At 40.4% G+C, this 1202-nt stretch carries 1 protein-coding gene; it reads left to right on the top strand.

Annotated elements, in window-relative coordinates:
- The first annotated feature begins 220 nt into the window (after nucleotides 1-220).
- Nucleotides 221-1177: an IS110 family RNA-guided transposase gene (locus ACRQQK_RS14200; RefSeq protein WP_457512474.1), complete on the top strand. Its 957-nt coding sequence runs from the start codon at nucleotides 221-223 to the stop codon at nucleotides 1175-1177.
- Nucleotides 1178-1202 lie beyond the last annotated feature (25 nt).

Below are 1202 nucleotides of genomic sequence, written 5' to 3'. Positions count from 1 at the left end.
TTGTATGGGAAATTATCCCTCTTAATCGACCAGTTTCGGGTAATGTGAGACCCAGGCTTTAGCTGCAACTAAAGCTTTCCATGTAGTAGTTCGTTTAAACGCTGGCTCCTCTGTTGAGAGACCGATAACAAACATGAACGCTACATAGGACTCCAAGCATAAACCTCGAATAGTCGACTGGGTCTCGAACCCGCATTACGCAAGCAAGAGTTAGCTTATTATGAATACTAAATTGAAGCAAAGCATCAACGTCGGAGTTGATACCGGGAAAACACAATTAGATATCCACATCAGACCGTTAGACATATTTTTCTCAGTAGAAAACACAGAAAAAGGCATCAAAGAAGCATTAAAAATCATAAATAAATACAGTCCTGAACGTATCGTAATTGAAGCTACGGGCCGCTTAGAAATGCCATTTGTGTTAGCTTGCGCCGAGGCCAATTTACCTATTGTGCGTGCCAACCCTGTACACATTAAACGCTTTGCAGGTGCTATTGGTCGAAGAGCTAAAAATGATCGTTTAGACGCTGAACTCATTGCACACTATGGTGAAGCCATTAAACCGCAATTGACTATCGTAAAAGCAGAAAACATAAGATTAATGAGTGACTTAGTCATTCGAAGAAATCAGTTACTATCAATGCAGACAATGGAAAAGAACCGTATACAAGTACTGCCTAAAAGTCTGCATTTAACAATCAAACCAATGCTTACAGCTATGAAGAATCAAATTATCAAGATTGAAAATAAGCTTGTTAAACTCATTGAAGATAGTCCGGAATATCAGGCTAAAAATACAATTCTACAAAGCGTTCCCGGCATCGGAAACATCGCAGCAGCATCGATAATCAGTAATGTACCTGAGTTAGGTTATATCACCAATAAACAAGCAGCTTCTCTCATTGGCGTTGCCCCAATAACGAGAGAAAGTGGGCGCTACAAGGGCAAGCGAGTAATCCAAGGTGGACGTACACAAGTTCGGACAGTTCTATACATGGCTATGATGTCAGCAATGCAATGTAACCCCGTATTTAAGGCCACTTATACAAGACTTGTAGCAGCAGGAAAACCCAAAAAAGTTGCTATCATTGCATGTGTTCGCAAGATGGTTGTGATCTTAAATACGATGCTAAGAGATGGCGTCATGTGGGATGAGAACATAGCTCAAAATTAGTTATTGACGCCATAGTCGTTTGTTA

Source organism: Vibrio sp. C8 (assembly GCF_054051265.1).
Note: the sequence above shows the minus strand (reverse complement) of the source record. Positions and strands in the feature narration are given on the sequence as shown.

Excerpts from the sequence above, each read along its gene's own strand:
- ACRQQK_RS14200 (WP_457512474.1), top strand. The coding sequence starts at position 221 with ATGAATACTAAATTGAAGCAAAGCATCAACGTCGGAGTTGATACCGGG.